This window comes from Myxococcales bacterium (assembly GCA_016720545.1).
Taxonomy (GTDB): domain Bacteria; phylum Myxococcota_A; class Polyangia; order Polyangiales; family Polyangiaceae; genus JAAFHV01.
Genome location: JADKKK010000005.1, coordinates 495,348 through 501,501 on the forward strand (window position 1 = coordinate 495,348; position 6,154 = coordinate 501,501).

A 6,154-nucleotide genomic window follows, 5' to 3' on the forward strand; every position below is an offset into this window, starting at 1 on the left:
CATGGCAGCAAAGCGAAAGACCCGAACCCGCGAGGCCCAGCTCGCCTTCGAAGCCCTCTCGATTGAAGGCGGCCTCCTGTCGCCCGAGTGGCTGTCGAAGGTTGCCCAGCTTCAGGCCGGCACCCAAGCCGAGGCCGACTACCGCATCCACAAGGGACTCAACCTCCGCGACGAGATCGGCCGCTACTGGCGCATCGCACAGGCGCACTGGGCGGATTTCAAGGCGGGTCGCGAGGCGAAGGCCGACCCGAAGGCCGTCTCCGAGCGCTTCGTGCTTGCGCTGCTTCGTGACGCATTCCGCTTCACGGCGCTCGTGCCGGGAGCCCGCCGTCCTTCAAGAGCGCACGTACCCGATCGGCCACGCCGCGCTCGGCGGGCGCGTGCCCGGTCGTCGTCGCGCCGCCGACGGCGGGCTCGACGCGCTCGCACCGGCCGTTCGGCGACGGCGGCCGCCGCCGCAGCGCCTTCGGCCTCGCGCAGGAGTACCTGAACGCCGCCGACGGCGCGATGTGGGGCCTCGCGAGCGATGGGCTGACGCTCCGCATCGTGCGCGACAACGCCAGCCTCACGCGCCCGGCGTGGATCGAGGCGGACCTCCAGCGGATCTTCGCCGAGCAGCGCTACGCCGACTTCGCCGCGCTCTGGCTCCTCGGCCACGAGACGCGCTTCGGCCAGAGGGGCAGCCGGTCACCGAGTGCCCCCTCGAAGCCTGGCGCAGCGCCGGGCGCGAGGAGGGCACGCGCGCCCGCGAGCACCTGCGGCGCGGCGTCGAGGATGCGCTCATCGCCCTCGGCCAGGGGTTCCTCTCTCACTCGGAGAACGGAGAGCTGCGCGCCGAGCTGCAGAGCGGTGCGCTCTCGACGAAGGACTACTTCAACCAGCTCCTGCGCCTCGTCTACAGGCTCATCTTCCTGCTCACGGTCGAGGAGCGCGGGCTCCTTCATCCCGACGGCCCGAGCGACGCGGCCAAGGCGCTCTACGCCAAGGGCTACGGCCTCCGCCGCCTGCGCGAGCGCTCGGTCAAGCGCAGCGCCCACGACCTTCTCGGACCTCTGGGACGCGACCAAGATCGTGTTCCGGGGCTCCCGGCGCTCGCCGGCATCTTCGCGGCCAACCAGTGTGCGGCGCTCGACGGCGCGAAGCTCGAGAACCGCGCGCTGCTGCTGGCCGTGTTCAAGCTCGCCTGGCTCCGCGAGGACGGCAGCCTCTCGCGCGTGAACTGGCGCGACATGGGGCCCGAGGAGCTGGGCAGCGTCTACGAGAGCCTCCTCGAGCTGGTCCCGCAGATCACCAAGGACGGTCGCCAGTTCGCGTTCGCGACCGGCGGCGAGACCAAGGGCAACGCGCGCAAGACGACGGGCAGCTACTACACGCCCGACAGCCTCGTGCAGGTGCTGCTCGACAGCGCGCTCGAGCCGGTCATCGCCGACACCATCGCGAAGAACCCGGGCAATGCCGTCGAGGCGCTGCTCGGCCTGTCGATCGTCGATCCGGCCTGCGGCTCGGGGCACTTCCTGCTCGCCGCCGCGCGCCGGCTCGCCGCGCACGTCGCGCGCCTCAGGCGAACGGCACGCCCTCGGCCGCCGAGTACCGGCACGCGCTCCGGCAGGTCGTCGGCCGCTGCATCTTCGGCGTCGACCTGAACCCGATGGCGGTCGAGCTCTGCAAGGTGAGCCTGTGGATGGAGGCCGTCGAACCGGGCCTCCCGCTCACGTTCCTCGACTCGCACATCCAGCACGGCAACGCGCTTCTCGGCACGACGCCCGAGCTGATGGAGAAGGGCATTCCGGACGCGGCGTGGGAGCCTATCGAGGGGGATGACAAGAAGACGGCGAGCGCGCTCAAGAAGCGCAACAAGAAGGCGGCGGAGGGCCAGCGTTCGCTCGACGCTGTGGGCCAAGCCGTCCGACACGGAGGCGCAGGCAGTCAGGCGCGCGGTCACCGAGCTCGATGCGGCGAGCGACGCGAACGCCAGGAGGCCCTCGAAGAAGGAGGCGCGGTGGGACGGCATCCTTGGTTCGCCCGAGTACCGCCACCAGAAGTTCGTGGCCGACGCTTGGTGCGCCGCGTTCGCGTGGCCGAAGCAGCCCGGCGAGTTGACCGACGTCGCGCCGACGAACGAGCTGTGGCGACAACTTCGGGACGGACAAGGAAATGCGCCCGCGCTCACGACGAAGATCGTCGGCGAGCACGCAGACCAGTACCGCTTCTTCCACTGGCATCTGCAGTTCCCGCAGGTCTTCGCCAAGGGCGGCTTCGACGTCGTCCTCGGCAACCCGCCGTGGGAGCTCTCTGTTGTTCCGCGAGGAGGAGTTCTTTGCGGGCCCGCGTCCCGACATCGTTCAGGCGTCTACGGCAGCGGCGCGCAAAAAGCTCATCGCAAAGCTCGAAGGCGATGCCCCGGCGCTCTTCGCTGCGTATCGAGCCGGACTCCGCGAGGTCGACGGGACGAACGCGTTTGTGCGCTCCGGTGTTCGCTACCCCCTTTGCGGAGTCGGGCGCGTCAACCTGTTTGCTCTTTTCGCCGAGGCGGCGCGGTCGCTCGTCAGCAAGCGTGGTCGGGTGGGCCAGATTCTCCCCTCGGGCATCGTCTCCGACGACTCGACCAAGCTGTTCTTCCAAGACGTCATCGAGAAGCGCCAGCTCGTGTCGTTCTTCGACTTCGAGAACCGCGAAGGAATCTTCGGCGCTGTCCATCGCTCGTTCAAGTTCGGCATCCTCACGCTCGCAGGTAAGCGCCCGCCGAGCACCGAGGCCGAGTTCGTCTTCTTCGCGACGCGCGTCGACCACGTCAAGGACGCGGACCGGCGATTCACGTTGTCTGCTGAGGACATCGCCCTTCTGAATCCGACGACCAAGACGTGCCCCATCTTCCGCAGTCGTAGGGACGCCGAGATCACCAAGGCGGTCTATCGCAAGGTTCCAGTGATGACCGCGTCGGGATGGAACCTGACGCTGCGGAGGCTTCTGAACAGCGCCGATGACTCGGGCAACTTCCTCGATGCTCCCGGTGACGGGCGGCTGCCGCTCTACGAAGGGAAATACTTCCATCACTACGAGCACCGGTGGGCAACGAGCGAGGCAGGGCGCGAGCGATCCCTGAACGACGCGGAACGACTCGACCCGGGCACCTTCACTCAGACGCGCCATTGGTACCCTGCTGACGACGCGCTCGCTCGCTTTGGCGTCGGCTGGCTCCATTCGTGGGTCTTTGCGTGGCGCGACATCGCACGGTCCACTGACGAGCGAACGTTCATCGCGGCTGTCGTCCCTTCGCTGGCGGTACCCGATACGGCGAAGGTGATGTTCGTGCCGGACGAATTCCTGGCGCTGTTCACTGCATTCGTCGCGTCCGTTGGCTCGTTCCCGTTCGACTTCATCGCGAGGCAGAAGACCGGCGGCACGCACATGAGCGGCTTCATCGTCGAGCAGCTCCCGGTGTTCGCGCCCGCGCGCTACCAGTCTGACACCCTATGGTCACGAGGAATGCCGCTCAGAGAGTGGCTCACTTCTCGTGTGCTCGAGCTGACCTACACCGCGTGGGACCTGGAACCGTTCGCCGCGACGTCGGCTACGAAGGCACGCCGTTCCGCTGGGATAGTGAACGCCGCTTCCAGCTTCGCTGCGAGCTCGACGCGGCATTCTTCCACCTCTACGGCTTCGCTCGCGACGACGCCGACTACGTCATGGAGACCTTCCCAATCGTCCGTAAAAACGACGAGAAGGTTCACGGCGAGTACCGCACCAAGCGCGTCATCCTCGAGACGTACGACGCGCTCGCGAAGGCCACGCAGACGGGCAAGCCATACCGAACGCCGCTCGATCCGCTGCCCGCCTCACGCCGGCGCGAGCCATGGCGTATTTGCCGGCTGAGGGCACGCCACGAACTACGCGGAGGCCCTCCGCACGGGGCTGCTGTTCACGCTGATCCGCCGGAGCGGCGAGGCAGGCATCCCAGCCGCGCTCTCCCCGAGCGCTCCTGTGGCTGGAGGACGCGGCACGCGGCCACGGGGCTCCAGGGCGCATGCACTTGCTTTCGAGCGAGTCCGCGGCACTGACCCGCTTCTCGCGCAGGGCGCTAGCCAGGCGACCAAGCTGCTCCAGGCGCTCGAGAACGAGAAGATCATCACGCGCGACGGAACCGGCACCGTGCGGCTGCGTGCAGGCAGCACCATCCCGAACTGGCTCCCGCAGACACCGACGCTCACCAGACTCGCCAGCGTGATGCAGGCCGGTCTTGAACAAGCTGATGCAGGTGCTTCGACGACGCCCGCCGTCGAGAAAGTGCCGACCGGGAAAGCGAAGCGATCATGAACGAAGAAGCCCCGCGTCTTCGCGTCGAACGTCTCGCAATCATCGAGTCACGCTTTCCGCTCACGTTCATCCGCGACGTTTCGCTGCACGCTGGGCTCAACATTGTGTGGGCCGAGGAGCTTGCTGCCGCAGACGGCGGGAGCGAAGTGCAGCGCGCGGGCCACGGCGTCGGCAAGAGCACGTTCTCTCTCATGATCCGCGCCGTGCTGGGCGACGACGGGGCCGCGGAAGACGATGCGCAACCACCTCGCCGACCACTACGGCAGCGGGGCATCGCCGCCGAAGTGATCACTGGCTCCGAGCGCTTCGCCGTCTTTCGTTCTTCGGCTCGCAGAGTTATCGCGCTCAAGGACGCTACAGTCGAGCGGCTCTTCGGAAGCCGATGCGAGAGGCCCAGGCCATCGACTTCTCGACCTACCTTGAGACGCTTGGGAGCACGCGTGTCTGCAACACATGACGACACGCGCGCTGCCCGTCACCGGCCAGCCCGTCGAGTGGAGTCATGTGCTGTGCTGGCTCGCTCGCGATCAGGCGTTGGGCTTGCGCCAGTACTTCGAGTGGCGCAACGACGATGGGACCGGCCTGCGCCGCAAGGTGAAGGACCCGCCCGCGCTCACGCGGTTGGTTCTCGGCCTGCTCAGCGATGCGGAGGCGAATGCCGAGACCGCGATCGCGAGCGTCAACAACGAGCTGACGGGTGCCCGCGAAGCGCTGGGGCGAGGAGCAACGGGGCACGAACACGCGCGCCATCGTCGAGACGCAGCTTCGCCTTTGGGCGAAGGTGAGCCCGTCGCTCGACATCGTCACCGATGACCTCTTCGCGCCGTCGGTGGAGAAGGTGGTCTCGGAGACGGCGAAACGGATCGAGCGAGAGATTGAGGATGGCCGCACCGCCATCGACGCCCTTGACCGCGCGCTCATCGACCACGGCCGCCGATATCAGGGCCCAACGCCGCAGCACGGACCTCGCCAAGGCCCGATGGGACGAGGCACTGGACCTGAAGAACAAAGACGACAGTGCGCTGAGGGAGGCCCGTGAGCGTCGCGACAAGCTCCTCCAGTTGGTCGGGAGCTGCCAATACGGCGCGATCTCGTACAGCGAGTGCAGCTACGTTCAACAGCAGCGCAGCACGGTCAGTCTCTCGGCGCAGAAGGAGGTCGGCGTGCTCAAGAGGTCCGTCGAGGACCTTGAGGAACGAGAGGCGGGCGAAAAGGCCAACTACGAGCGGGAAGCGGCGGCTCTTGAGGTTCTCACGAAGGCGCAGCAGCAGAAGACCGATCGCAAGACCGTGCTGAACAGTGCCGTCGGAGGCCGGCAACGCCAGCTCGGCGAAGGTGACTCGGTTCGGAAGACGCTCACCGAGTGGCAAGAGAAACCGAAAGGCACCGGAGACCGGAAGCTGCGGACCACGCGCTCGAAGGTGAGCGATCTCGAAAAGAAGCTCCGAAAGCGCAAAGGGCGCGAAGATCTCAGCGCAACTGCAGATCTCCGACCGTGAACGGGCGGTGAACGTGCGCTTTGCCAAGCTCGCCGAGATCTTCGGCGCGCTCGGGCGCTACGTGCCGGCAGACGAGAAGCGGCCGTTCCACATGCTCCGTGCCGACGGCGATGCCTACACGGTGCTCGAGATCCTCCTCGGCGACCTCGCGTGTGCGGCCGATGGCGTCGACGGTGGCGGCGCACATCCGGGACTCTTGATCTTCGACTGCCCGCGGGAGCGCGAGATGAGCCCACAGCTCTACGACCGTTTCCTGAAACTTGTGGACGAGGTCTGCAAGGCGGTGCCGGGTCTCCAAGTGGTACTGACGACAACCACTCCACCGCCGGTGCCGCTACGCG

General features: G+C 67.2%; 7 protein-coding genes. All 7 read left to right on the forward strand.

What is annotated here, in order from left to right:
* The first annotated feature begins 1 nt into the window (after position 1).
* The gene (locus IPQ09_13785) at positions 2–490 is read left to right on the forward strand and encodes a hypothetical protein (protein ID MBL0195274.1); all 489 of its coding nucleotides are present in this window, start codon (positions 2–4) and stop codon (positions 488–490) included.
* An 88-nt stretch (positions 491–578) separates the two neighbouring features.
* Positions 579–1,643, forward strand: coding sequence for an N-6 DNA methylase (locus tag IPQ09_13790; GenBank protein MBL0195275.1), 1,065 nt, complete (start codon positions 579–581; stop codon positions 1,641–1,643).
* Between the two features lie 652 nt (positions 1,644–2,295).
* Positions 2,296–3,873, forward strand: a complete 1,578-nt coding sequence (locus tag IPQ09_13795; GenBank protein ID MBL0195276.1) for a hypothetical protein — start codon at positions 2,296–2,298, stop codon at positions 3,871–3,873.
* Positions 3,874–3,981: 108 nt separating this feature from the next.
* On the forward strand, positions 3,982–4,314 hold the full coding sequence (locus tag IPQ09_13800) for a hypothetical protein (protein MBL0195277.1): 333 nt from the start codon (positions 3,982–3,984) through the stop codon (positions 4,312–4,314).
* 453 nt (positions 4,315–4,767) lie between these two features.
* On the forward strand, positions 4,768–5,127 hold the full coding sequence (locus IPQ09_13805; protein MBL0195278.1) for a hypothetical protein: 360 nt from the start codon (positions 4,768–4,770) through the stop codon (positions 5,125–5,127).
* Between the two features lie 68 nt (positions 5,128–5,195).
* Positions 5,196–5,813 carry a hypothetical protein gene (locus tag IPQ09_13810; protein MBL0195279.1) on the forward strand — a complete coding sequence of 206 codons (618 nt, stop codon included), beginning with the start codon at positions 5,196–5,198 and terminating at the stop codon, positions 5,811–5,813.
* Between the two features lie 7 nt (positions 5,814–5,820).
* On the forward strand, positions 5,821–6,154 hold a 334-nt coding region (locus IPQ09_13815; GenBank protein MBL0195280.1), incomplete at its 3' end, for a hypothetical protein.